General features: G+C 70.3%; 21 protein-coding genes and 1 tRNA gene. 21 read left to right on the top strand and 1 reads right to left on the bottom strand.

Annotated elements, in window-relative coordinates:
* The first annotated feature begins 72 nt into the window (after positions 1 to 72).
* The 21 genes from ABFS34_03205 to ABFS34_03305 all read left to right on the top strand — a co-directional run bounded on the left by ABFS34_03205 (position 73) and on the right by ABFS34_03305 (position 16695).
* Positions 73 to 1332: a DUF512 domain-containing protein gene (locus ABFS34_03205; protein MEN8374434.1), complete on the top strand. Its 1260-nt coding sequence runs from the start codon at positions 73 to 75 to the stop codon at positions 1330 to 1332.
* The gene (gene der, locus ABFS34_03210) at positions 1329 to 2657 is read left to right on the top strand and encodes a ribosome biogenesis GTPase Der (GenBank protein ID MEN8374435.1); all 1329 of its coding nucleotides are present in this window, start codon (positions 1329 to 1331) and stop codon (positions 2655 to 2657) included. The genes ABFS34_03205 and der overlap by 4 nt, the downstream gene beginning before the upstream one ends.
* A complete protein-coding gene (gene plsY / locus ABFS34_03215; protein ID MEN8374436.1) occupies positions 2654 to 3253 on the top strand; it encodes a glycerol-3-phosphate 1-O-acyltransferase PlsY in 600 nt (199 codons plus the stop codon). The genes der and plsY overlap by 4 nt, the downstream gene beginning before the upstream one ends.
* Positions 3250 to 4257 (top strand): NAD(P)H-dependent glycerol-3-phosphate dehydrogenase, encoded by a 1008-nt coding sequence (locus tag ABFS34_03220; protein MEN8374437.1) that lies wholly within the window; start codon positions 3250 to 3252, stop codon positions 4255 to 4257. The genes plsY and ABFS34_03220 overlap by 4 nt, the downstream gene beginning before the upstream one ends.
* Positions 4254 to 4619 carry a MerR family transcriptional regulator gene (locus ABFS34_03225; GenBank protein MEN8374438.1) on the top strand — a complete coding sequence of 122 codons (366 nt, stop codon included), beginning with the start codon at positions 4254 to 4256 and terminating at the stop codon, positions 4617 to 4619. Before ABFS34_03220 ends, ABFS34_03225 begins: the two co-directional genes overlap by 4 nt.
* The gene (gene surE / locus ABFS34_03230) at positions 4619 to 5377 is read left to right on the top strand and encodes a 5'/3'-nucleotidase SurE (GenBank protein MEN8374439.1); all 759 of its coding nucleotides are present in this window, start codon (positions 4619 to 4621) and stop codon (positions 5375 to 5377) included. Before ABFS34_03225 ends, surE begins: the two co-directional genes overlap by 1 nt.
* Complete coding sequence (locus tag ABFS34_03235) at positions 5374 to 6048, top strand: protein-L-isoaspartate(D-aspartate) O-methyltransferase (protein ID MEN8374440.1); 675 nt, start codon at positions 5374 to 5376, stop codon at positions 6046 to 6048. The genes surE and ABFS34_03235 overlap by 4 nt, the downstream gene beginning before the upstream one ends.
* Positions 6045 to 6668, top strand: coding sequence for a YqaA family protein (locus ABFS34_03240; GenBank protein MEN8374441.1), 624 nt, complete (start codon positions 6045 to 6047; stop codon positions 6666 to 6668). Before ABFS34_03235 ends, ABFS34_03240 begins: the two co-directional genes overlap by 4 nt.
* A 64-nt stretch (positions 6669 to 6732) precedes the next feature.
* Positions 6733 to 6806 (top strand) — tRNA-Arg (locus ABFS34_03245).
* A gap of 24 nt (positions 6807 to 6830) precedes the next feature.
* Entirely contained in the window at positions 6831 to 7376 is a 546-nt protein-coding gene (locus ABFS34_03250) for a hypothetical protein (protein ID MEN8374442.1), read from the top strand.
* A gap of 217 nt (positions 7377 to 7593) precedes the next feature.
* Positions 7594 to 8430 (top strand): TPM domain-containing protein, encoded by an 837-nt coding sequence (locus ABFS34_03255; protein MEN8374443.1) that lies wholly within the window; start codon positions 7594 to 7596, stop codon positions 8428 to 8430.
* Positions 8431 to 8444: 14 nt separating this feature from the next.
* Positions 8445 to 9200, top strand: coding sequence for a nucleotidyltransferase domain-containing protein (locus tag ABFS34_03260; GenBank protein MEN8374444.1), 756 nt, complete (start codon positions 8445 to 8447; stop codon positions 9198 to 9200).
* Positions 9197 to 9781: a LemA family protein gene (locus tag ABFS34_03265; GenBank protein ID MEN8374445.1), complete on the top strand. Its 585-nt coding sequence runs from the start codon at positions 9197 to 9199 to the stop codon at positions 9779 to 9781. The genes ABFS34_03260 and ABFS34_03265 overlap by 4 nt, the downstream gene beginning before the upstream one ends.
* A 123-nt stretch (positions 9782 to 9904) precedes the next feature.
* Positions 9905 to 10621: a heme ABC exporter ATP-binding protein CcmA gene (gene ccmA, locus ABFS34_03270; GenBank protein MEN8374446.1), complete on the top strand. Its 717-nt coding sequence runs from the start codon at positions 9905 to 9907 to the stop codon at positions 10619 to 10621.
* On the top strand, positions 10618 to 11322 hold the full coding sequence (locus ABFS34_03275) for a heme exporter protein CcmB (GenBank protein ID MEN8374447.1): 705 nt from the start codon (positions 10618 to 10620) through the stop codon (positions 11320 to 11322). The genes ccmA and ABFS34_03275 overlap by 4 nt, the downstream gene beginning before the upstream one ends.
* Before the next feature lie 28 nt (positions 11323 to 11350).
* Positions 11351 to 12091 carry a cytochrome c biogenesis protein CcsA gene (gene ccsA, locus ABFS34_03280; GenBank protein ID MEN8374448.1) on the top strand — a complete coding sequence of 247 codons (741 nt, stop codon included), beginning with the start codon at positions 11351 to 11353 and terminating at the stop codon, positions 12089 to 12091.
* Between the two features lie 135 nt (positions 12092 to 12226).
* Positions 12227 to 12685 carry a cytochrome c maturation protein CcmE gene (ccmE, locus tag ABFS34_03285; protein MEN8374449.1) on the top strand — a complete coding sequence of 153 codons (459 nt, stop codon included), beginning with the start codon at positions 12227 to 12229 and terminating at the stop codon, positions 12683 to 12685.
* 30 nt (positions 12686 to 12715) lie between these two features.
* Positions 12716 to 14737 carry a heme lyase CcmF/NrfE family subunit gene (locus ABFS34_03290; protein MEN8374450.1) on the top strand — a complete coding sequence of 674 codons (2022 nt, stop codon included), beginning with the start codon at positions 12716 to 12718 and terminating at the stop codon, positions 14735 to 14737.
* On the top strand, positions 14734 to 15390 hold the full coding sequence (locus ABFS34_03295; protein ID MEN8374451.1) for a redoxin domain-containing protein: 657 nt from the start codon (positions 14734 to 14736) through the stop codon (positions 15388 to 15390). The genes ABFS34_03290 and ABFS34_03295 overlap by 4 nt, the downstream gene beginning before the upstream one ends.
* Positions 15387 to 15827: a cytochrome c-type biogenesis protein gene (locus ABFS34_03300; GenBank protein MEN8374452.1), complete on the top strand. Its 441-nt coding sequence runs from the start codon at positions 15387 to 15389 to the stop codon at positions 15825 to 15827. The genes ABFS34_03295 and ABFS34_03300 overlap by 4 nt, the downstream gene beginning before the upstream one ends.
* Positions 15828 to 15849: 22 nt before the next feature.
* On the top strand, positions 15850 to 16695 hold the full coding sequence (locus ABFS34_03305) for a prolipoprotein diacylglyceryl transferase (protein ID MEN8374453.1): 846 nt from the start codon (positions 15850 to 15852) through the stop codon (positions 16693 to 16695).
* Between the two features lie 171 nt (positions 16696 to 16866).
* Here ABFS34_03305 and ABFS34_03310 read toward each other — a convergent pair whose 3' ends face one another.
* Positions 16867 to 20985, bottom strand: a complete 4119-nt coding sequence (locus ABFS34_03310) for a translocation/assembly module TamB domain-containing protein (protein ID MEN8374454.1) — start codon at positions 20983 to 20985, stop codon at positions 16867 to 16869.
* Positions 20986 to 20995 lie beyond the last annotated feature (10 nt).

Below are 20995 nucleotides of genomic sequence, written 5' to 3' on the forward strand. Positions count from 1 at the left end.
TGCGAGTAACGCCCTAAGTGGTATTAGTCAGACGCATTCAGACGCTCGCCTCAAGCGATACCTTAGAGCGACATGGTCACGATAAAGACGGTTCTTTCCGGCTCCATTGCGGAGGCGCTGGAGCTACGTGTGGGCAGCCGAATCGTGCGTATCAACGGCGACATCGTGCGCGATGGAATCGACTTTCGGTTCCTCGAGGCCGAGCCGTGGCTCGAGGTGGAGGTCGCCGACCCGGCGGGGGAGAGGGTAATCCTCGAGATAGAGAAGGATCCCGCGGAGCTTCTCGGCATCGAGCCCGCCCCGGATCCCGTGAGGGAATGCGCGAACAAGTGCGTCTTCTGCTTCATCGACGGAAACCCGGAGGGGGTGAGGCAAAGCCTCTACCTGCGCGACGATGACTTCCGTCTGTCGTTCGCCTACGGGAGCTACGTCACCCTGACCAACCTGGGCGCGCAGGGAATCGCCCGCCTGATAGAGCAGCGTCTGTCGCCGCTCTACGTCAGCGTGCACGCCACGGAGCCATGGGTGCGCGAGCGAATTCTGGGCGTAGGGCGCGGGGGCGACGTCCTCGAGCGCCTGGGCGAGCTGGTGCGCGGGGGCATCGCCGTACACGCGCAGATCGTGCTGTGTCCCGGGTGGAACGACGGGCCCCATCTGCGCCGCAGCATCGACGATCTGTGGCGCTTGGGGGAGGGGATCCAGACCCTCTCGGTGGTGCCCGTGGGGTTGACCCGACACAACGCGCACAGGCCGGTGCGGCCCCTGTCCCCGGAGGAAGCCAGGGACGCCATCGCGGCGGTAGAACGGGCCCGCGGGCAAGCCCTCGGAGCGCGCGGCTACGGTTGGGCCTACGCCGCGGACGAGCTGTTCTACCTGGCGGGCGAGACGCTCCCCGGCGCCGACTATCACGACGATGATTCCCTGGCCGAAAACGGCGTGGGCGCCCTGTCGGACCTGCTCGCCGATTTCGGCGCCGCGCTGGCAGATGGCGCGTTCCATGGCAACAGGGTTGCCGTACTCACGGGTACACGAGTGGGCGCGGAGCTCCGCCACGCGGTCGCGGAGCTGGCCGGTGGCGGTGGGCCGCGGATCCTGCCGGTCCCGAACCGCTTGTTCGGGTCGGAGGTGTCGGCCGCCGGCCTGATGGCCGGGCGCGACGCGCTCGCGGCGTTGGCCGCGTGCGGTCCGTTCGACCTGATCCTGGTCCCGGCCACCGCGCTGAACGGCGACGGCGTCTTCATCGACGACATCCCCGGTTCGGCCATCGAGGGCGCGGCGCGGGGCGCCCGCGTCGTTTTCGCCGAGTCCTTTTCGGAGGCTCTCGCCGCGTGAGCGCTCCGCTGCCGGTCGTGGCCGTGGTCGGCCGCCCCAACGTGGGCAAGTCCACGTTCTTCAATCGCGTCCTGGGGGGACGCAAGGCGATCGTCGAGGATCGACCGGGCATCACCCGCGACCGCAACTTCGGTCAAGCCGAATGGGCCGGGCGGCCCTTCTGGCTGGTGGATACGGGCGGCTTCATCGGAGACGACCAGGATCCCCTGGCGGCCGCGGTGCGCGACCAGATCCTCGCCGCCATCGGCGAGGCAGACGTACTCGTCCTGATGGTCGACGGCCGCGAGGGCCTGACCGCCGAAGACGAGCGCGTCGCAGAGATTCTGCGCAATTCCGGGCTCCCCGTGGTGCTCCTGGTCAACAAGCTGGACCGCCACCCGGAGGAGGTCGCGCAGCACGAATTCTGGGCGCTGGGGCTCGGCGACCCTCTGCCGGTCAGCTCTTCGTCGGGCCGGGGTTCGGGTGACGTGCTGGACGCCATCGTGGCTCACCTTCCCGAGCGCCCGCCGCCGGAGGAGGAAGAGACCGTTTCGGTGGCGATCATCGGACGGCCCAACGTCGGCAAGAGCAGCTTCACCAACCGCCTGCTCGGGGTGGAGCGAAGCGTCGTCGGCGAGGCCCCGGGGACCACGCGTGACACCGTCGACACCCCGTTTCGCTACCAGGGGCGGGATCTCATCCTGGTGGATACCGCGGGCCTGCGCAGACAGGCTCGCGTAAAGGAGGGCGTCGAGTACTACAGCGCGCTCAGGACCGAGCAGGCGATCCAGCGGGCGGCCGTGTGCCTGCTCCTGATCGACTCGACCGAGCCCATCCACGTGCAGGACCTCAAGATCGCCGAGCGCGCCCTGGAACACGGGTGCGGGCTGGTCCTGGTCGCCAACAAGTGGGATCTGGTCGAGAAGGACGACCGCACCTCCGCCGCGTACGAAAGACACATCAAAGAGCGCGCTCCGTCGCTGACGCACGTGCCAGTGATCTTCATGTCGGCGCTGACGGGCCAGCGCGTCAGGAAGGCGCTGGACGCGGCGCTGGCGGTCGCCGACCGCAGGCAGGCCCGCGTCCCGACGGCGGAAGTGAACGAGGTGGTGGGCGAGCTGACGCGCAAGCTGCACCCGCCCCACCACCACGGCCGGGCCGTGCGCATCCTCTACGCCACTCAAGCCGGCACGGCTCCGCCGACCTTCGTCCTCTTCAGCAACGAACCGAAGGGGTTCACCCGCAACTACATGCGCTACCTGTCCAACGGCTTCCGCCGGGCCTGGGGCTTCGAGGGAGTGCCGCTGACGATCCGCATCCGCGGACGTCGGGAGGACGCCGCTTGAGCGGCGCGCTGCTGATCCTGGCGTACCTGCTCGGGTCCATCCCGAGCAGCTTCCTGGCGGGCCGCGCGCGCGGCATCGACCTGCGCGAGCGCGGCAGCGGCAACCTGGGCGCTACGAACGTCTTCCGCGTGCTCGGCTGGCGCTGGGCCGCACCCGTGATGCTGCTGGACGTGGCCAAGGGATTCGTCCCCGCGCGCTACTTCGCTGGCCTCGCCGCGGTCGACGGGACCGGCTGGGCGCTCGCGTTCGGAGTCGCCGCCATCGTCGGGCACGTCTTCCCGGTCTACGTGCGCTTTCGGGGTGGCAAGGGGGTCGCCACCGGCGGGGGAGTGTTCCTGGCGCTCGCTCCGGCGGCGGTCGGGATCGGACTCCTGGTGTGGGGCGGCGTGGTAGCCATCACGGGGATAGTCTCGCTCGCGTCCATGGTCGCCGCGCTCGCGCTCCCGGCGGCCGTGTGGTGGCTGGAGGGGAGTGGCCTGATGTTCTACGTGGCGCTGGCGCTCGCGGCCTTCGTGCTGGTCACGCACCGGGCCAACGTGCGGCGTCTGGTACGCGGCGAGGAGCCGTCGTTTCGGCGCAGGGAGGAGGCGACGTGAACGCGGTAGGCGTCGTCGGCGCGGGGAGCTGGGGCACCGCCCTCGCGCTGCTGCTCGCGAAGAAGGGACACGATGTGCGTCTCTGGTCCTACGAAGAGGATGTGGCCGAGGCAATCACGCAAAGCCGCGAGAACTCCATCTATCTGCCCGGAGTCCCGCTTCCGCCGCGGCTGGTCGCGACCACGAACCTCGCGGAGGCGGTCGAGGGGGCGCCGGTCGTCGTGTCCGTCAGCCCTTCCCAGCACGTGTCGCGGGTGATGGCAGAGGCGGCGCCGGCGCTGCACCCCTCCGCCCTGGTGGTGAGCGCGTCGAAGGGGATCGAGACCGCCACGCTGCGCACGATGGCCGAGGTGCTGGACGCGGCGCTGCCCCCGCGCATCGCGCACCGGGCGTGCTTTCTGTCCGGCCCCAGCTTCGCCGTGGAGGTGGCGCGCGAGGTCCCCACCGCGGTGGCCGTCGCCAGCGCCCAGCCCGCGGCGGCGCAGCTCGTCCAGGACCTGTTCCAGACCTCGTACTTCCGCGTGTACACGGTCACCGACGTGACCGGCGTCGAGCTGGGCGGCGCGCTCAAGAACGTGATCGCCATCGCGTCCGGGATGGCCGTCGGCCTCGGGCTCGGCCACAACACGCAGGCGGCGCTGATGACCCGCGGGCTGGCGGAGATGGCCAGGCTGGGCACCGCCCTGGGGGCGGATCCGTTGACGTTCTCGGGGCTCGCGGGGATGGGCGACCTCATCCTCACGTGCACGGGCGGACTCAGCCGGAACCGTTCCGTGGGCGTCGAGCTCGGCAAGGGACGGTCGCTGGCGGACATTCTCGGCGAAATGCGGATGGTGGCCGAGGGCGTGGAAACGACCCGCGCGGCGGCACGGCTGTCGGCGCGGGAGGGCATCGAGATGCCCATCGTTGAGGAGGTGCACGCGGTTCTGTTCGAAGGGCGCTCGCCAGGCGCGGCGCTGCGCAACCTCATGGAGCGGGACCCCAAACCGGAACGGTGGACGTGACTTCTTCGAGAATCGCTCCCAAGGAGTACTACTCGATCGGCGAGGTCTGCGAGATAGTGGGCCTGAAGCCGCACGTGCTCCGCTACTGGGAAACCCAATTCGGCGTGCTCAGCCCGTCGAAAAACCGCTCCGGAAACCGCGTCTTCCGGCGCAAGGAGATCCAGCTCGTGTTGCTGGTCAAGCGTCTCCTGTACGAGGAGAAGTACACCATCGAGGGGGCGCGCCAGCGGCTCGAGCAGCTCCGCCGTGGGGGGGACCTGCCGGACGCCCGTCGGAGAGCCATCGATCAGGAACTACTCGTGCAGCTGCGGGATGAGCTGGATGAGCTCGAGCGGGTGCTGACCCCTCCCCGGAAGCGCTGATGCGCCTCCTCGTCACCAACGACGACGGCTATCTGGCGCCCGGGATCGGCCTGCTGACCGCCGTCGCGTCCCGGCTCGGGGACGTGGACGTGGTGGCCCCCGACCGCGAGCAGAGCGCCACGAGCCACTCCCTGACGATGCACAGGCCGCTGCGCGTGCGCCGAGTCCGGGAGGGCGCGCTGGTGGTGGACGGCACGCCCACGGACTGCGTGGTGCTCGCGCTCGGCGAGCTCCTCGATGAGTCTCCCGACTTCGTGCTGTCCGGCGTGAATCACGGCTCCAACATGGGGGACGACGTGCTCTACTCCGGCACCGTCGCCGCGGCCATGGAGGCGATCATCCTGGGCGTGCCCGCGGTGGCCGTGTCCTACGCATCGAGGGAACCCGATCCGCCCCTGGACGAGGGCTGGGAGGAGGTCCTGGCGGGGTTGCTGCGCCAGATCGTCGGCCGCGACGAGTTCCCGCCGGAGACGCTGATCAACGTCAACCTTCCGCCGGTGCCCGCGCACGAGGTACGGGGCACGCGCGTAACGGTCCTGGGGCGCCGCGCGTACGACGATTCACTGACTCGCGCAATGGATCCGAGCGGCCGCGAGTACTTTTGGATCGGGGGAGGGGAGAGCCGCTGGTGGGGCAGCGAGCGGTCCGATTTCGCCGCGGTGCGCGAGGGCTTCATATCCATGACCCCGCTCCATCTGGATCTCACCAACCACCGCCTCATCGAAGATCTGGAGGCCTGGAGCGTGACGGCCCCGTGAGCGACGCCTACGCGCGCGCCCGTGAGGGGTTGCTGGAGACGGTACGGCGCAAGGGCGTTCGGGACCTCGACGTACTGCGCGCCGTCGCCGAGGTGCCGCGCCACCTCTTCGTCCCCGAGGGCGTGCGCCACCGCGCCTACGACGATTCCGCGTTGCCGATCGGCTTCGGTCAGACCATCTCGCAGCCGTCCCTGCAGGCGCTGTGCGCGGAGCTGGCCGAGCTGACCGGAAAGGAGCGGGTGCTGGAAGTCGGCACCGGGAGCGGCTACCAGACCGCGCTCCTGGCGCGGCTCGCCCAGCACGTGTACTCCATCGAGCGCATTCCGCAGCTCGCCACGCGCGCGCGCCTGGCGCTGGAGGAATCCGGCCACCGGAACGTGCTGGTCACGGTGGGCGACGGCTCCCTCGGCTGGGCCAGGTACGCGCCCTACGACGCCATCATCGTGGCGGCGGGATCGCCGGACGTGCCGCCGGCCCTCATCGACCAACTCGCCATGGGCGGACGCCTGATCATCCCGGTCGGGGATCGCGAGATGCAGCACCTGAGGGTGGTTCGCCGCCACGAGGATGGCTTGACCGTCACGGACGAACTGGCCTGCACCTTCGTGCCGCTGCTAGGCAGGCAGGCGTGGGGCGGTCGCGGCGAACACGCGACGGGAGACGAGGCTTGAGCGACACGGCGGCTCCACCCATCAGGCGCGGACCCATGCGGCGCCTATACGACTGGGTCATCGGCTGGGCCGATCGTCCCGGAGGCGAGCGGGCGCTCGCTGGGCTGTCGTTCGCCGAGTCGTCTTTCTTTCCGATCCCGCCCGATCCGCTCCTGCTGGCGCTCTGCGTGGGCAGGCCGGCGCGCGCGCTCAGGTTCGCCGCGATCTGCACCGTCGCGTCAGTTCTGGGCGGGGCCGCGGGTTACCTGATCGGCTGGGGCGCGTGGTCGGCGGTGGACACGTTCTTCTTCGACCACGTCCCGGGGGTCACGCCCGAGGCGTTCGAGCACGTGAAGGGGCTCTACGATCGCTACGGCTTCCTGGCCGTGTTCACCGCCGGGCTCACGCCCATCCCCTACAAGGTGTTCACGCTGTCGTCCGGAGCGTTCGGCATCAGCCCGCCCGTGTTCCTGCTCGCCAGCGTCCTCAGCCGGGGCCTCAGGTTCTTCGTGCTGGCCGCGCTGATCAAGCGCTTCGGGGAGTCGATTCAGGCCTTCATAAACCGCTACTTCACGTGGCTGGCGTGGGCGTTCATCGTGCTGCTGGTGGCTGGTTTCCTGGCGATCGAAGCGCTGCGCTGACGCCGGAGGCACCCTCCCGGCCGGGGTTTGTCCGCCGCCCGGCCGCGTCTATCTTTCCTGCCGCGCCCTCGTAGCTCAGGTGGATAGAGCGTGGGATTCCTAATCCCAAGGCCACAGGTTCGAGTCCTGTCGAGGGCATTGCTGTAACGCTGGAGGCCCCTCATGACGGATCGCGGAGTCTACGTTCGGGCTGGCATGCTGGACTTCGGCGTGAAGCTCGGGTACTCGGTCTGGGCCATCACGCTGCTGCTCCCGCAGACGCTGGTTGCGGGCCCGGGGCCTCCCAACTGGGGATATCTTACCTCACGCGGCTTTCTGGTCGGAACCGCCGCGTCCCTGACCCTCTGGCCGCTGGCGGGCGCCTTGTACGGCTGGCTGCGCTGGCGCCGGGAGGCTGCGCTGCCGCCCGAGGCGCCTCGTCTGGGGCCTTCCTTCCGCCTGGCCTTCGATCCACCCGAAACGACCGAACTGCGCGCACACGTACGATTCTGGCTGGTGCAGTTCGGCGTAAAGACGGGCGTGTCCGTGTGGGTCGTCGTGTTCGTTCTCTGGCCGGTCTTCCTGGCCGCCGCCGACCCGCCCGAGTGGACCTACCTGGCGTCGAGCGAGTTCCTCTACGGCACCGTGTTCTCCGCTCTCCTTTGGCCGCTGGGTGGCGCGCTGTACGGCTGGCTACGCTGGCGAAAGATCCGGGTCGGAGCCGGTTGACGCCCCCGACCCGAACGGCCTGAAGATCTACCCGCCGATACGCGGCTTCCTCATCGTCGCCGCCGGTGCTCCGGGAGCGCTCGGTTTGGCCTCCGCGGTGAAGCGCGGGCGCGCCCGGCTCGTATTATCCCCGGAGCGGAGACGAGAGCCAAGAATCGCGGCGGGAGCCATGGCCAGGACGAACAGAGCGCGGAGGGGACTAGCTGCCGCATCACTGATGGCCGCCGCAGCGCTGGTGGCCGCGGCGAGCGGCGTCTCGCCCGCATCCGTGCGTGCGCAGCAGATCCCAGCTCCGGTAGGCTTCGTCAACGACTTCGCGGGCGTGATCGAGCCGGACGACGAGGCCCGGATCGGGCGGCTGATCGACGAGGTGCGAAGCAAGTCGAGCGGCGAGATCGTGGTCGTCACGCTCCGTTCCCTCGAGGGGAGGGCGGCGGAGGAAGTCGCTCGCTCCATCGGCCGGGACTGGGGGGTCGGCGCCCAGGGCGAGATCGGTGACCGCCAGCGCAACACGGGCGCGGTGGTCCTGGTCGTACCCAAGGAGACATCCCCCGACGGCCGCGGGCACTTCTTCGTGTCGCTCGGCACCGGCACCAACGCGTTCATCACCGCCGCCGAGGTGGGCAGGATTCGCGATCGTCTCGCGATCCCCGCGTTCCGCGAACAGGACTACGGGCAGGGCATCTTCCTTTCCGTGGCGGCGTTGGCGCTAGAATACGCCGAGGCTTTCGACTTCGAGATGACGGGAGAGATGCCCCGCCTGCCGGCGGACGGAGGGTCGAACGGCGACCCCGACCTGCGCACGATAGTGTTGCTGGTCTTCATCGCCCTCGTCGTCGTCGCGATCGTGGCCACGCGAGGCGGCGGCCGAGGCGGAGGGCCCGGAGGCCGCCGCGGGCGGCGCTGGCCGGTGGTCTTCATGCCCGTCCCGATGGGCGGGCGACACCGCGGCGGCTGGGGCGGCTTCGGAGGCTCGGGCGGAGGCGGAGGCGGATTCGGGGGGTTTGGAGGCGGAGGTGGATTCGGCGGCGGCGGCGGCGGCGGAAGCTGGTAGAACGGAGCGAAGCAATGACCGATCCGAAGGAAACCGCGCGCCGATTCGTGGCGGACGTGACCGGCGTCTGGGGAGACCGGCTGCGCTCGGTAGTGCTGCACGGCTCGGTGGCGCGCGGCGACGCGATACCGGGCGTGAGCGACATCAACCTCCTGCTCCTGGTGGACACGATCCGCATGGAGGACCTGGCCGCCGCGGGGCCGCTCGCGCGCCGCTGGGTGGAGCTGGGCAACAGCCCGCCCATGGTGCTGGATGCGGCCGACTGGGCCCACGCCTCCGACGCCTTCGCGATGGAGGTGTCCGACATGCTGGATCACCGCGACGTGCTGCTGGGCGACGACCCGCTGGCGGGAGTGAGCGTCTCCCCGGACGCTCTCCGCCTGCAGCTCGAAACCGAGCTGCGGGGCGCCGTGGTCCGACTGCACGAGGAACTCATGCTGTCGGCTTCCGAGCCCGACGAGGTGGGCGCGCTGCTGCTGCGCGCCCTGCCGTCCTTCCAGACGTACATGAGGGCGACGCTCAGGGTGGCCGGCAGGCCCGTCCCGGAGGAAGGGGATGAAGTGGTGCGGGAGGCCGCCCGCACGGTGGGCGGTGATCCGTCCGCCTTCCTGGAAGCACGCCGATCGCGCCGCTCCGGGTCGGCGCCCGATAGGAGCCTCTCCCACCCCGAGGTGGAGGGGTACTACCGGCTGATGGAACGGACGGTGCGTTACGTGGACGGCTTGGACCGTCATCGAAAAACGACCCTTGGAGAGGAATCCGAAAAATGAACGGTCGATGGCTCCTGATCCCGCTGGTCCTCTCGCTGTCCGGCTGTGGCTTCAATCGCATCCAGTCGCTCGACGAACAGGTCGGCCAGATGCGGGCGAACATCGAGACCGAGTTGATGCGCAGGAACGACCTCATCCCGAACCTGGTCGCCACCGTCGACGAGGCCGCGGAGTTCCAGCAGGAAACGTTCACGCAGGTCGCCCAGGCGCGAGCCGGGCTGGCCCAGGCCAGCGAACAGATGGCGCAGGGCGTGGACGCGCAGGTGGATCCCAACGAATTGGGGCGGCTGTCGGCCGACGTCGCGCGCAACATGCGCCTGTTCATCAACGTAGCGGTGGAAGCCTATCCCGATCTCACCGCCAACGAGAACTTCCGTGCGCTGCAGGATGAGCTGACCGAAACCGAGAACCGGATCAGCGTCGCGCGCCAGGACTACAACGAGGCCGTCCAGGTGCACAACACGTTCATCCGGCAGTTCCCGCAGGTCGTCACGGCCAAGGTCATCGGCGCGGACCGGCACCAGTCCTTCGAAGCTCCCGAAGAGGCGAGGGAAGCGCCGACGGTCGACTTCGGCAACTGAGGCGCCCGGCGGGCGGCCCGCGGGGTGACCCGGAAGCCCCCGGGCCCTATCTTTGCGCGGTTCGCGGGCGGGGCGGTGACGCCTCGCCCGGTTTGTCGACCTGTGCTTTCGCCCGCATAGCTATTGAGACCTGACCAGGCCACGCCTTCGACGCCTCCCGCGCTCGTGCTGCGGGGCGTCGCCCGTCGCTTCGAGCGCCACTGGGCGCTGCGCGGGGTGGACCTGACCGTCCGCTCCGGAGAGTCGATCGCGCTCGCGGGCCCGAACGGCAGCGGCAAGACCACGCTGCTGCGCATCGCCGCGACGCTGATTCGCCCCACGCGGGGAGCGGGCGAGGTGTGCGGCCACGACCTGGTTCTCGGCGCGGACGCGGCGCGCCGAAACGTGGGACTGCTCGCTCATCGTACCGGCCTGTACGAGGATCTTTCCGCCCGGCAGAACCTGAGCTTCGCGGCGAGGATGCTCGGCCTGGGCCCGCGCCCGGCAAGCCTGGCCGTCGTTCTCGACAGGGTCGGCCTGTCAGCCCACGCTGATCGCAGGGTCCGGGGGTTCTCCTCGGGCATGCGCCGCAGGCTCGCGCTGGGACGGCTGCTGCTCGCGCCGCCCCGGCTGCTGCTGCTCGACGAACCCTTCGCCAGCTTCGACGCCGCCGGCCTGGAGCTCCTCGAAGGTGTGACGCGCGAGCTCTCCGAGGCTGGCAGCTCGGTCGTCGTGGCCACCCACGACCTGGTGAGGGCAAGCAGGATCGTCGACCGCGTGGTCTACCTGAAGAGAGGCCGGGTGGTACCGAGCAACCCGGCCGGCTCGGCGCGCGGCCTGCCCGCGACCGTGGCCCGTTGAGCGCGCACCCCTCCGAATCCGGCGCCGGCGAGATCTCGCGTATCCTGGCGGTCGCATGGAAGGACGTCCTGATGGAGGCGCGTTCGCGCGCGAACTTCGCCGCGGTCGTGGGGTTCGCCGTGCTGATGCTCGTCCTGTTCGGGTTCGCGCTAGGGCCGGACTCGCGGGCGCTCGCCCAGGCGGCGGCCGGCGTCCTCTGGCTGACCGTGATCTTCAGCTCGGTGCTGGCGTTCGGGCGAACCTACCAGCTGGAACTCGAGGACGGGGCTCTGGACTCCCTCCTCATGTACCCGGGAGACCGGCGCTCGCTGTTCCTCGGGAAGGTGATCGGCGCGCTCGCGTTCGTGTTCGCCGTGGAGGCGATCGTGGTACCGCTGGCAGGCATTCTGTACGGGCTGCCTGTGTTGGTCGCACTGCCCGACCTGCTGCCGATCATGGTATTGGGCACGATCGGGATCGTGGCGCTCGGTACTTTCTACGCCGGCATGGCGAGCCGCGTCCGAGCCCGGGAGGTTCTGCTTCCCCTGCTGCTTTTTCCCATGCTCGCCCCCATTGTAATCGCCGCGGTCAAAGCGACCGACGTGGTGCTCATCGGCGACGCCATCGCCGAGCGCGTGAACTGGCTCGGCCTGCTCGCCGGATTCGACGCGATCTTCCTGGCGGCGGCGTACCTGCTATTCGGCGCCGTCGTAGAGGACTGACGGCCTAGACGACCAGGAGGTCTCGACCTTGATCCCGGACAACGACACAGGAGCGGCGGCTGCCGCCGGGCCGCTGCTGCGGCGGGGACCGGCGCTCGCCCTATTCGGCCTGGCCGCGGCGGCGTTCTTCGCTTACGCGCAGTGGTACGGCCTGAACACCGGTCCCGAGCGGGACATGGGGCACCTGCAGAAGATCCTGTACGTGCACGTGCCGTCCGCCTGGATCGCCTTCCTCTCTTTCGCCGTCGTGTTTCTCGCCGGGGTTTGGTACCTGGCGACGCGCAGCGAGCGCGCCGACGAGCTGGGCGCTTCGGCCGCCGAGGTCGGCACGCTCCTGAACGGACTGGTGCTTCTCCAGGGCATGATCTGGGCGAAGCCCAGTTGGGGAGTATGGTGGACGTGGGACGCGCGGCTCTCCTCCACGTTGGTGCTGTTTCTGGTGTTCGTCAGCTATCTGGCGCTGCGGGCGCTGGTGGACGACCGCGAGCGGCGGGCACGCTGGAGCGCGGTGGTCGGCATACTCGGGGCGTTGGGCGTTCCGGTCGTCTACATGTCCGTGCGCTGGTGGCGCACGCTGCACCAGGTGCAGTCCACTCCGTCCACCATGGACCCGGCGTTCGCCACCGGGCTGCGGCTCAACGCCTTCGGCGTCCTGTTCGTGGGCGCCTTTCTCGTGCTCCTCAGACGCCGTGTCGCGCGCATGGACGCGGCGGTCGAGGCGATCGCAGACGAACGCGCGCTGCGAGGGGAGGTCGATCATGTCGGGTGAATGGGGATGGGTCGCTGCGGCGTACGGGATTACCTGGGGAACGCTCCTTCTCTACTGGGGATACGTGATGCGCAGGCAGCGCCGCGCTAGGCGCGCCCTGGAAGAGATCCTCGCTAGCGAGTCGGAGAACCCGCAATGATCCTCGAACGGAACCGAAAGCGGCTGACGGTGGTTGCGGGTCTCGTCATCATTCTGGCGGGTTTCAGCTACCTGGCTTGGGGCGGACTCGGGGAGAATCTGGTCTACTTCGTGACCCCCACGGAGCTGTCCGAACGCGGAGACGAAGGCGTGGACACTCCGGTACGCCTGGGCGGCATGGTCACGCCCGGCAGCGTGTCCTGGAAGGCCGACGAGCTGGACCTGCGATTTCAGCTCACGGACGGCGCCACCAGCTACGACGTGAAGGCGACCGGCGCTCCGCCCCAGATGTTTCGCGAGGGGATCGGCGTGGTCGTGGAGGGCAGCCTACAGACCGACGGCGAGTTCCACGCGCACAGCCTGATGGTCAAGCACTCCAACGAGTACCGCGCCCCCGCGGAGGGCGAGCGCCCGGAGGACCTCTACCGCGAGTTGGTCGGGCCGGATGCCGGCTAGGCTCGCCGCCAGACACGGAGAGCGCGAGGCGTGATCCGCATCCTAGGTCACAGCAGCATCGTGGCGGCGTTGCTCGTCGCCGGCTACGGCGTGGCAGCGGCGGTGGGCGGCGTGCGCAGGGGCCGCGCGGACCTCCTGAGCAGCGCGCGCGTCGCCACCTACGCCACCTTCGCGCTGCTGCTGGCCGCCAACCTGGCGATGGTCTACGCGCTCGTGACGCACGACTTCAGCGTGGGCTACGTCGCGCAGGTCGGGAATCGCTCCACGCCGCTGTTCTACACGGTCATCTCGTTGTGGGGCGCGCTCGAGGGATCCATCCTCTTCTGGGGACTGGTCCTGGCGGGGTATTCGGCGGCGGTCGTGTTCCTGAACCGGGACCGGCACGGGTCGCTGGTGCCGTACGCCACGGCGACGCTACTCGTCATAGGCATCTTCTTCTACCTGCTCCTGCTGGGTCCCGCCGATCCGTTCACGCTGGTCGATCCCGTACCGGCCGATGGACCGGGGCCGAACCCGCTGCTGCAGAACCACATTCTCATGGGCATCCACCCGCCCCTGCTGTACCTGGGGTACGTGGGGTTGTCCGTGCCGTTCGCGTTCGCGATCGGGGCGCTTCTGAGCGGCAGGGTCGAGGACGGCGCGTGGCTGCGCCTGACCCGACGATGGACGATCGCTGCGTGGGCTTTTCTGTCGCTGGCGATCATGGCGGGCATGTGGTGGTCCTACGAGGTGCTGGGCTGGGGCGGCTACTGGGCCTGGGATCCCGTCGAGAACGCGTCCTTCCTGCCGTGGCTGACCGCGACGGCGTTCCTGCACTCGGCCATGGTGGAGGAGCGCCGCGGGCTGCTGCGCATGTGGAACCTGAGCCTCATCGTGGCGACGTTCCTGCTGACGATCTTCGGGACGTTTCTGACGCGCAGCGGTATCGTGGCGTCGGTCCACGCCTTCGCCGAAGGCGAGATAGGCTACTGGTTCCTGGGCTTCATCGCCGTTTGCCTGGTCTTCTCCCTGGCGCTGCTGCTCGGCCGCAGCGCGGCGCTCCGCTCCGAGGGGCGCCTGGGCGGAGTGGCGACCCGGGAGACCGTATTCCTGTTCAACAACCTGCTCCTCACGGTGTTCACGTTCACCGTGCTGCTCGGCACCGTGTATCCGCTGGTGGCCGAGGCGTTCCGGGGGGTCAAGGTCAGCGTGGGCGCGCCGTTCTTCAATCGCATGACGCTGCCGCTCATCGTCGCGCTGCTGTTCCTGCTCGGCGTCGGCCCCGCGTTGCCGTGGCGAGCCGCGACGCGCGAGGAGCTCAAGGAGCGGTTCCGGGTGCCGACGATCGCGGCGGTGGCGGCGCTGGCGTTTGCGGTTCTTGTCGGCACACGCAACCCCTACGCGTTCGCCGCGTTCGCGTTCGCCGGCTGGGCGGGCGCCACCAACCTCCAGGAGTTCTGGCGCGGGGCCAGGGCGCGGATGCGCGCTCACGGCGAAGGGCCCGCCACCGCGCTGGTTCGGCTCGTGCGCTCGGGCGGGCGGCGCTACGGCGGCTACGTCGCGCACCTGGGCATCCTCATGATGGCGGTGGGCATAGCGGCCTCATCGGTGTTCCGGGTCGAGACCGAGCGGACCCTGAGGCCCGGGGAGACGCTCGAGATAGAGGGCTACACGCTGCGCTTCGACGGCGTCTCGGCGCGCGAAGAGCCGAGGCGTTTCGTGGTGTGGGCCGACATGGCGCTCCTGGACGCGGCCGGCGAGCCGCGTGAGGTGCTCCGTCCGCGGCTGAACTTCTACCGCACCAGCGACCAGCCGGTCACCACGCCCGCGGTAAGGGAGCGGCCCCACCGGGACCTCTACCTCGTGCTGATGGCCTTCGAGCGCGACGGGTCGTCGGTCACGATCCAGGCGCTGGTGCAGCCGCTCGTGGTATGGATCTGGATCGGCGGCGTGGTGGTGGCCCTGGGCGCCTTGATCTCGCTCCTGACCGGCCGACGACGCGGCAAGCCGGGCCGGCTTTCGCGCACGGACGCGATTCGCCTCACCCGGGCGCCGACCGCGGGCGCGCCGTGAGCTGGGTGCGCGCGGCGTTGGGGGCGCTGGCTGCCGTGCCTATCCTCGCGCTGTTGCTTTTCGGCATGGGGCGCGATCCGCGCGCCATCGAGTCACCTCTGCCGGGCCGCGCCGCGCCTGCGTTCGAGCTGCCGAGGCTGGATGGAACCCCCACGCGGGGAGCAGCGGCGACTGCGGATCTGCCCGACCTGTACTCCCTGGGCGCCGACAGCGGCGACATCGTCGTGGTCAACTTCTTCGCGTCTTGGTGTGTGGCGTGCCGCAACGAGCACGGGCCGCTGGGCGAAGCCGCCGAGTTCTACGCCGACAGCGGCGTGCGCTTTTACGGCGTCGCCTATCAGGACCGGCCGGAGGATGCCCTGCGCTGGATAAGGGGCATGGGCGGGCAGGTGTACCCGGCGTTGCTCGACCCCGGGTCCCGCACGGCCATCGAGTACGGCCTGTGGGGCGTCCCCGAGACCTTCTTCGTGGATCGCGACGGACGCGTCGCGTACAAGCACGTCGGTCCGGTGTACCGAGGGCTGCTGACCGAGCGGATCGAGGCGCTGCTGGCGGGGGAGACCGAAGTGGACGGCGAGGCGGCGACTTCCTCGCCGGGTTGGCAACGCGGCGCGGAGGCTCCAGGCGCCACGCCGGAGCTGGGCGTCCCGTGACGCGCCGGTCCGCGGCGGCGGGCGCGTGCCTGCTGGTGCTCGCTGGCTTCGGCCCTGGCCCGGGCGGCGCCTCCGCCGAGACGGGCATCGACCAGGCGCCGGCCAACGACTCCATCGTCGAGGCGCGCACCCGCCAGATCGCCTCCGGGCTGCGCTGCGTGGTGTGCCAGGGTCTATCGATCGAGGACTCTCCCGCGGAGCTAGCACGCGAGATGCGGGCTATCGTCAAAGAGCAGGTGACCGCGGGCCGTTCGAGCGAGGAGATCGAGGCCTACTTCGTGGCCCGCTACGGCGAATTCGTACTGCTCGAGCCCAGGGCCGAGGGCTTCAACCTCCTGGTGTACGGACTGCCGATGGCGGCCATGGCGCTCGGCGCGCTGTTCGTGCTCCGGTTCGTGCGCCGGTGGAGCGGGGAAGCGACCGAATCGGCCGACTGATCAAACACATGGAGGGGCGGCGATGTACCCGGTTCTGTTCGAGATAGGAGGCTTCGAGGTCACCAGCTTCGGCGTGATGATCTTCCTGTCGTTCCTGACGGGCGCGTGGATCCTTTCGCTTCAGCTCGAGCGGCGCGGAATGGACCCGGAGATCGCGTGGGAAATCCTCGCCGCGACCGCGATCGCGGGCGTTCTGGGGGCCAAGCTCTACTACATGGGGTTGCACTGGCGCGACTTCGCCGCCGACCCCATGGGCGAGCTCCTCAGCCGCGCCGGGCTCGTCTGGTACGGCGGGCTGATAGGCGGCGTGCTGGCGTTCTACTGGCAGGCCAAGAAGAAGGGTCTGCCGATCGCCACCATGTTCGACGGCGCCGCGCCGGCGCTGGGTCTGGCCTACGCGGTGGGGCGCGTGGGGTGCTTCTTGGTGGGCGACGACTACGGCTTGCCCACCGAAAGCGGCGTCGGGATCGCCTTCCCGCAGGGCTCGCCGCCGAGCACGGCCGGCTACTTCCGCTCTCTGGGCGTCGAGGTGGATGCCGCCTTGCCCGACAACGCGGTGCTCGCTGTGCACCCGACGCAGTTGTACGAGATCGGAGGCGGACTGATCATGTTCGCGATCCTCTGGCAGATGTCCAAGCGCGCCCTGCGGCCCGGTCAGTTGTTCGGCGCCTTCCTGGTGCTCTACGGCATCGAGCGCTTCGCGGTGGAGTTCGTCCGGGCGAAGGGAGATCGCTTCGTGTTCGGTCTCACCACGTCCCAGATCGCCAGCGTCGTGGCTCTGGGAGTGGGGGCGTGGCTGTGGGCGCGCAGACCGTCCCGGCCGGGGGCGACGGAGTCGTCAGCGGCGGCCGCCGCTTCTTCCGGCTAGTCGACCTCTAGTGTGCCGGCGCGGAAGTCCCGTGTGCACCGAGGCGCGTGATGCGCCCGCGGGGCAAGGCGGAACGACGCGCCGTAGCCGTAGCTACGGCAAGGAGTTCCAACGCCGCATCCGCGGGATGCAGCGCGAGCCGAATGCCTACGGGACTTCTGCAACGGTACACTAGTAGGTCCAGCGGCGCCGGATCTCCGCGAACGCCTCCTGGCGCGGGTTCACCAGCGAGCGGACGCCGGCGATCGTCTGGAGCACGCGGCGGCGGTTGAACGGCTCGAACCCGGCCTGGGCCGTCCACTGGCGATCGATGCGCCAGTCCACGGCTACGGCCCAGGTGGCCCCCCTCTGCGTGGCTCCGGCGTCGAAGAGCGTGCCGATCCCCAGATCCGCGGTGATGAACACGTTGTCCAGCACTTCCTTGCCCACCACCACGGTCGGGGCCAGGGTCTGGAAGGTGCCGCCACCGATGCCGGACCCGAAGCGCACCTGAAACACGTCCAACGGCACGCCCAGATCTCGGGTCACCCCCTCCTCCAGGAACCCTCCGAAGACGTCTCCCAGGCCGCCCAGGAACGCTCCCTGTAGGGCGCTCCGACCGGGCACCCCACCGGCGCCTCCGGGCTGGCCGAAAATCAGGAACGACAGCAGATCCGCCTCCGGAATGGTCTGGCCTGTCTCCGTCGTGAGCGCCAGCGTCGGCTCGTCCAGGGTACCGCCGATCCTGGCCTGCACCTGCAGTTGTCCGCCTCCCTGGACCGGCACCGTGCGCGCGGCGGTGATGTCCAGCACCGGATTGGGCTCCGGCAGCCCCAGGAACTTGATGTTGGCGTCGACGACGTCGAACCTGCGCACGACCGGACCGGCGATCAGCGTGAACGTCCCCCGTTCGCCGAGTAGATCGCCCGTCAGTCGCAGCGCGTCCGGTGGAAAGAGGTCGACGACGAGCGCACCCCGGAGCTGCGCGCGCGCGTCCTCGACCACGAACCAGGTGTCGGGTCCGACGGCGAGATTCAGCCCCGCGACCGACAACTGGCGCCTGCCCACAGGACCGGACGCCGCCCCCGGTAGATCCCCGAGCGTGATGGGTCCCGCCTCGGCGATACCGGCGATCTCGTCCTCGAGCGCCGCGCCGGGGCCCTGCCCGGGCACCACCACGGTGCCGTCTCGAATCGCCAGCGAGCCCCGCAGGACAGGGCGCTCCAGGTCGCCCGTCAAGCGCAACGTGCCGCCGCTCGCCACCGCGGGCAGGTCGTCGAAGGCGATGGGCCGGATGCCCTCGAGCGTGATCTCCAGGTCGAGCGACGGGGGACCTCCGTCGTCGGACAGGAGCACCGTGCCTTGCGCGCGGCCCCAGCCGTCGCTGCGCACCGCGGCGTCCAGGATCTCCACCCTGGGGCCGTCGAAGCGAGCCGCCAGGCGGCCATCCTGGAAGGACCGGCCCAACGCGTCCACGTCCGCCGCCAGAGCCGTGGCGGAGGCGTCGCCCCGCGCCTCGGGCGCCTCGAGCGTGCCCTCCACCCGCACGTCGGCGCGTACCGATCCTCCGATGCCGGTCACGCCGGCCGGCGCGAAGGGCGCCAGGCTCCCGAGAGGGAAGCCCTCTGCTCGGAGGTCCGCCGTGAGCGGCGCTTGCTCGTCGACCTCGGACGACAGCGGACGCAGCGAGAGCGCGACGGGCAACGCCGTCTCCACACCGAACGAGCCGACCCCGTCCGCGAGCGCACCGTCGAGGTCCATCCCGACCGTCCCGGTTCCGTAGTCGAGCACGGCCGTCAGCGCGGACAGAACCAGATCCCCGATGCGCGCGTCCGTCAGGGACAGGTCGCCCGTGACGGTGGGCTCGGCCGGAGTCCCGCCCACGACGACGTCGCCGCGCAGCAGGCCTTCGAAGGGTGGTTCGCTCCCGGCCAGGCGCCCGAGGTGCTCCACCGGGACGCTGTCGATGTCCGCGGCCAGGGTGCCATTGCCCTCGGGTGAAAGCTCGCCGTGGACGAGGAAACGCCCGGGGCCGTCCGCCTGGAGAACCAGCAGCGAGTCCACCGAGATCGTGTCGCCCCACGCGACAGTGGCCGGGCGGGCGAGCGCCCAGCGTTGGTTCGGGAGGTCCATCCGAAACGCGCCGAGGCGGGCCGACCACGCTCCGGCGCTCACGGTCCCATCCGCGGAGGCCTGCACTCCACCGCCGGCCTCATGGTCCATGCTCAGAGCCGCGGACACGCTGGGCCGCCGCAGGTCCAGGTCGAACGCCGCGGCCTCGAAGGCGCCGAGGGACGTGGACTGCAGGCCCGTCGCGTCCGCGTTCAACGCCAGCCGCGCGAGCGGCCACCCGAGTACGACCTCGTATTCGACCTGGCCGCTCTGCACGTTCCAGCCGGCCAGGCGCGCGTCGGCGGTTCGCAGCTCACCCGCGACGTTGGGTGCGTCGAGGGTCCCGCTGAGGCGAGCCGTCGCCCCGAGAGCTCCGTCGAACGCCCGAACCGGGAAGAACGGCCTGAACGGCGTCACGGAGCCGAGGTCGGCCGTCAGGTCGAGCGAGCCCTCGGCGGGCGCCGAGAATCGCCACGTACCCTGGCCGGACCCCGACAGCGTGGCGAGCGCGACGTCCAGCGCGCGCACGGACACCCTGCCGCCCCTGACCAGCGCGCTCGCTTCGAGCCCGTCTCCCGCCTCCGTGAGCCAGCCGGTGAAGGTGAAGTCGACCGCCGCGTCGGTGTCCATCGTCTCGGGGTCGGTGCCGCGCCCGCGCGCCGCGAACGTGCCGCTCACGGTCACCGGCGGAACCGAGCGCGCCAGCACCGAGTCGAGCGGCACCGCGATCACGTCGCCCCTGAGGTCGTAACCGAGGGTGTCCTCGGAGGCGTCGAGCGTACCGGTGACGCTGATGACGCCCCCCGCGATCTCAAGTCGGCCCGACAGCGGCAGGACGCCGTCCGGCCGCGCGGCGGATAGCCTCATCGTGCCGGTGGCGGTCCCCGACAGCGCCGGCAGCGCGGGCAGCAGCCGGCCCAGTCCCGCCAGCGGCACCTCCTCCAGGTCCAGGTCGAGCGCGTCCAGCGCCAGCGGCCCTTCGCCGTCCAGTGAGGCGCCGCCCAGGAGGCGCGCCGACAGGGGCTCGGAGAGACGCCCGCCGACCAGGTCTGCGACGAGGTCCAGGCGCAGATCCGCCATCTCCCCGACGACGGAGCCCCGCAACGTTCCCCCGAACGGGATCGAGTCGATGAAGGCCTCCGCGAAGTCCAGGTCCAGAGGCTCGAGGGACAGGTCCAGCCGTTGCGCGCGGACGCGCCCGCCGTCGGCCGGCAACAGAGCGACGAGCGATCCGCGCACCCGACTCCCCGGACCCTGGAGATCGAACCGCTCGAGGGTCGCGCGCGTCGAGCCTCCCGGCAGCGCCTCGAGTACGGCGGAGAAGGTCGCGCTCCCCGTATCGGGAAGGGCGGGGAAGTGGCGTCGGGCCACGGCGAAGTCGGCCACCACCTGGCCCGCCCGCCCGGTGATCCCGTAGCCGCCGTGCCGCGGATCCCAGACGCCCGCGACGGAGTTCAGGCGCACCCCTTCCAGGTCCAGGCTCTCGATCTGGAAGCGGTACACGCCGTCGCCGCCCTGGATGGTCCCCGCGCGCGCCAGAACGGGCAGGAACGGTCGCTCCGGATCCTCTCCCTTGAGCGCCAGCGCGAAGCGGTCCGCGGCGACGGCGACGGCCGCCGGATCCGCGGCGGGCACCGCTATGCTGGCGAGCTCGCCCTCTACGTCACGCAGCGTGTAAGAGGTATCGGGTAGCTGCAGCGCGACCTGCACCCCGCGCAACACTGTGTTGCGCAGCACGGCCCGGTCTCCCGCCGGTGGTGGAGCGGGATCGGACGGTCGCTGCGCCTCGAGGAGCGCTTGGTAGTTCCACGGGGCGTCCCGCGCGGGCTTGACCAGGATCAGGCTGGCGTCGGTGATGTTTCCCGAGCCGGTAAGTATGCGCCCCCGCAGGAGCGCGTTGGCGTCCAGGCTGAAGCGCGCCGACGGCGCCTCGAGGAACGGCCGCGCCTCCAGGTCCGCCCAACGAACGCCGGCCATCAGAGCGGACACCGGGCCGGGCAGGGGAGCGTCCGGGCTCTCCCAGGCCGCGGCGAGCTCCGCGACCCTGGCCTCGAACGTCGCGATCTGGGCGGCGCCGCTCGCGGCTGAGAAGGGAGCATCCGGCACGCCTCGCCGGACGGCCAGGACGACGCCGACGGCCACCGCCGCCACGGCGAGAACGAACCCGCTGGATGCCGCCAGGCTCTTGCGAACGGGCATCCTTCAGTCC

Source organism: Gemmatimonadota bacterium, from assembly GCA_039715185.1.
GTDB lineage: Bacteria > Gemmatimonadota > Gemmatimonadetes > Longimicrobiales > RSA9 > DATHRK01.